This is a genomic window from Pseudomonas sp. HMWF006 (assembly GCF_003061205.1).
Classification (GTDB): Bacteria; Pseudomonadota; Gammaproteobacteria; order Pseudomonadales; family Pseudomonadaceae; genus Aquipseudomonas; species Aquipseudomonas monsensis.
Genome location: NZ_QAIU01000023.1, coordinates 1 through 3,340, shown reverse-complemented (window position 1 = coordinate 3,340; position 3,340 = coordinate 1). Strand labels below are relative to the sequence as shown.

Annotated in this window: 5 protein-coding genes; 1 reads left to right on the top strand and 4 read right to left on the bottom strand. The window is 62.9% G+C overall.

Going from position 1 to position 3,340, the window contains the following annotated elements:
* A partial coding sequence (locus DBR24_RS00610) for a thiol-disulfide oxidoreductase DCC family protein (protein WP_128613569.1) occupies positions 1 to 382 on the top strand: 382 nt, incomplete at its 5' end.
* Here DBR24_RS00610 and DBR24_RS00605 read toward each other — a convergent pair.
* From DBR24_RS00605 to DBR24_RS00590, 4 genes are all read right to left on the bottom strand, one after another.
* Positions 366 to 857, bottom strand: coding sequence for a DUF2269 domain-containing protein (locus tag DBR24_RS00605; protein WP_128613568.1), 492 nt, complete (start codon positions 855 to 857; stop codon positions 366 to 368). The two genes, DBR24_RS00610 and DBR24_RS00605, sit on opposite strands and share 17 nt — an antisense overlap.
* A 2-nt stretch (positions 858 to 859) precedes the next feature.
* Positions 860 to 1,987: a saccharopine dehydrogenase family protein gene (locus tag DBR24_RS00600; RefSeq protein ID WP_128613567.1), complete on the bottom strand. Its 1,128-nt coding sequence runs from the start codon at positions 1,985 to 1,987 to the stop codon at positions 860 to 862.
* A gap of 139 nt (positions 1,988 to 2,126) precedes the next feature.
* Entirely contained in the window at positions 2,127 to 2,435 is a 309-nt protein-coding gene (locus DBR24_RS00595; RefSeq protein ID WP_123464377.1) for a putative quinol monooxygenase, read from the bottom strand.
* 30 nt (positions 2,436 to 2,465) lie between these two features.
* Positions 2,466 to 3,340 (bottom strand): L-dopachrome tautomerase-related protein (locus tag DBR24_RS00590; protein WP_128613566.1); only part of this gene is annotated, 875 nt, incomplete at its 5' end.

The window sequence follows — 3,340 nt, the reverse complement described above, 5'->3', positions numbered from 1 at the left end:
GTGCAATGGCTGGGCACGGTTTCTGATTCGCCATGACCGGCTGCGCCGCGTGCGCCTGGCGGCGGTGCAGTCGCCCGAGGGGCAGGCGCTGCTGGCGTGGGCGGGGTTACCGATGGATCAGTTCGACACCATGGCGGTGATCCGTGATCGCCACGTCTGGGAACGCTCCGATGCGTTCCTCGAAGTCATTGGCCAATTGCCCACCCGCTGGCAGCCGCTCCAACTGCTGCGAGTGTTGCCGCGCGGACTGCGCGACTGGGGCTATGACCGTATCGCGCTGAATCGTTATCGGCTGTTCGGTCAATACGCCACCTGCCTGCTGCCGAGTGCGGATCACGAACAGCGCTTTTTGAAGATGACGCCACCTACGCCAGAACGCTGAGCAACTGCACCGGCGTCATCTTGGTCACCATCATCAGCACGATCACGAACATCCCGGCAAAACCCATCACGCCCATCCAGAACCACTGCCGGTACACGCGGCGATAGTCATCACTCAAGCCCTGCCCGGTCGCGTCGGCAGTCGATGCCATGATCTCAAGCCGCTTTTGCAGCAGCAGCACCGGCAGCCACAGTGACCCCACACAAAAGAAGATGATCAGCGACGTCAGCAGCCACTCGGTGGTCATGGGCAACCCCGAAACCCTCATCAGCAGATAGCCGCTGATGATCTGCACAAACCCCGCCGGCGTGGTGATCCAGGCATCGAAGCGCACGACCATCCGCGCCACGTTGGCGATCACTTGCGGATTGGCCGTACGGCTCGCGGCGATCAGATAGAGGTAGGAACCCATGCCGAAGCCGAACAGGAACACCGCTGCAATCACGTGCAGGTATTTCAGACCCAGATAGAGCATGCTCAGCGCTGCCCGGCGCAGAAATGCACGGACAGGCTCAGGTTGTCCGGGTCGTTGATGGCGGCCATGTATTCCTTGACACTGATTTCGCCCACGCACGGCCGGGCACCGGGCTGTGGCGTGTAACCCTGAGCCATCTTCGCGGCCAGCGCCACGGCGGCGCAGCTGGGGATTTCCGGGCCTTTGTCGTTGAGCGCGGTCAGTTGCGCAGTCATGCTCAGTGGCTGGCCATCAACGCCGAGGCCTTGCACGTCGATGTACATCGCGCTTTTACCATCGCCGAAGCGTTCGAAGCGGGTGCCCAACCGATGCAGTCTCGCCGCCCACATCCCTGAGTCGCGAACCAGGCCGATTTTCAGCGCCTGCGCCAGCAGCGCATTGGCGATGCCGCCGAGCTTGAGTCCGGCGCCGGCCTGAAAACGCAGGGTGTGTGCGCCATAGCGGCTGGCGAAAATATCCATGTCCGGCACATCGACATTGGCCAGCAGGCGCCGTCCCAGCTGCGGCATTTTGCGCAGGGTCAGATCCTGCCATCCCGGCACTTCATGGACTTCGCCGTTGCGCAGCTGCCTGATCGGTTTACCCGCGTACGCCAGCACACCCTCGACCGTCGACAGGCCGGGCATTTTCGCCGAAGAAGAAATGCCATGTTCGATCGAGTCGATGCGCGAAAAGCGCTGGCGCTGCTCGTCGATGATCGCCGAAGACAGCGTCGGCACCGAACTGCAGCCGCTGAGAATCGCCACACCGGCTTCCTTAGCGCGGGCGTCGAGCACGTCAATGCCGTTGACGAAGGTACGGCAGTCGGCCAGGTCGCAGTAGTTCACGCCAGCGGCAATGCAACTTTGCGCCACGGCATACGACTGTCCCTGAAACGGGCCGCCGGTGTGCACCACCAGTTGAATGTTCAGCGCAGTCAATGCGGCCTGGAATTCGCTGCCCATCGCATCGCCGCACCAGCCTTCGCAGGCTGTGTGCGCCCGACTGTTCAGCTCATCGACCTTGCGCTGCAACTTGCGCGGATCGCGGCCCGAGAGCAGCAACGCCACATCGGGCATCAGCGCCAGATGCCTGCACACGATACTGCCGAAATTTCCGTAGCCCCCGACCACCATCACCCTGAACGGCATGCAATTCTTCCCTAATCGTTTCGCGTGCAAAGTGCGAAGGATATAGGGCCCGGCGTCGGCAAGCCATGCCGGTTACCTGGAGCCTGCGCTGCTTCAATGGCCAACGGGCGCTACAAGGATGCCAAAGGGAACAGCGCGATCAGCTCGAGACTTGCTCAAGAAAGATCAGTTGCAACGGTTCTTCCAGCAGGTCGTCCGCCGTGGCGGCAAAGCGCTGGAAGTAAGGCATCGCAAAATGCGCATCCAGCGCCGCCTGATGCATGAAGGCCTCGCGCATGTAGAACGTGCCGCGCTGGTCGCGCAGTTCAAACAACACATAGTCGAGGTTGCCCGGTTCCGCGCGGGTCGGCTCGACCAGTGCCAGCAGCCCCTCTTTCAGCGCCTGCTCCTGGCCAGGCCGGGCCTTGAGCACGGCGATCGACACCAGCATTTCAGTGGACGTGGTCATCATTATTTCTCCAGATTCAAGGCTGAGTGATCAGCGAGTCGGTGCCGGCGCCGCGTCGATTTTCAGACGCATCAGGCTATAGGGTTTTTGCCGTTGATCCTGCCCGCCACGGAAGCCGGCCTGGCGGTGCAACTGGTTGGCGATGAAATACAGATAGCCGTCGGGACCGATCGACAGGGTGTCGGGCCAAAGCAGGCGCGGGTCGTGGACAAGGGTTTGCCACTGGCCGTCCGGCAGGCGTTTGCGGATCGCGTTGTGTTCGTAGTCACCGGCATAGACCGCCCCGGCGGCATCGGCTTCCATGCCATCGGACGCGCCCTTCTCGCCCAGGTCCTGCACGGCAGCGGCCAGTTGCTGTTCGCTGACGCTGGTGTCACGCAACAGCGCGGTGGCAACCGAGTACAGATGGCGGCTGGACAGCGGCGTGAAGTACAGGGTCTTGCCGTCCGCCGACAGCGCAATGCCGTCCGACGCCACGCCCAACGGTGTGCGCTTGCCGTCCGCGCCCGCGACGGTCAGCGGCAGACCTTCGACCATCGGCACGAAATCCGGGTCGACCGATGTTGCCGGCACTCCGCTCAACCGGCGCTGGGCGCGGCCAGTGGCGATGTCCATGACGATGATTGCACCTGGGCCACGCAGCGACGAGTCGGTGACGTACACCGTGCCTTCGGCCCCGGTGCGGAAGTCGAAGCGCATGTCGTTGACGTAGGTGCTCGGCAACATGACGTTGTCCGGAAACACCAGGCGTTTGACGATGCGGTTGTTGGCCAGATCCACCGCCAGCAGTTTCGCGCCTCTGGCTTTCGGTTCGGCAAACCCTGGCGCGGCGGTGTCAAGCAGCCAGACCCGGCCCTGACCGTCGGCGACCACGCTTTGCACGCTGATCAAGCCATCGCTCGGGT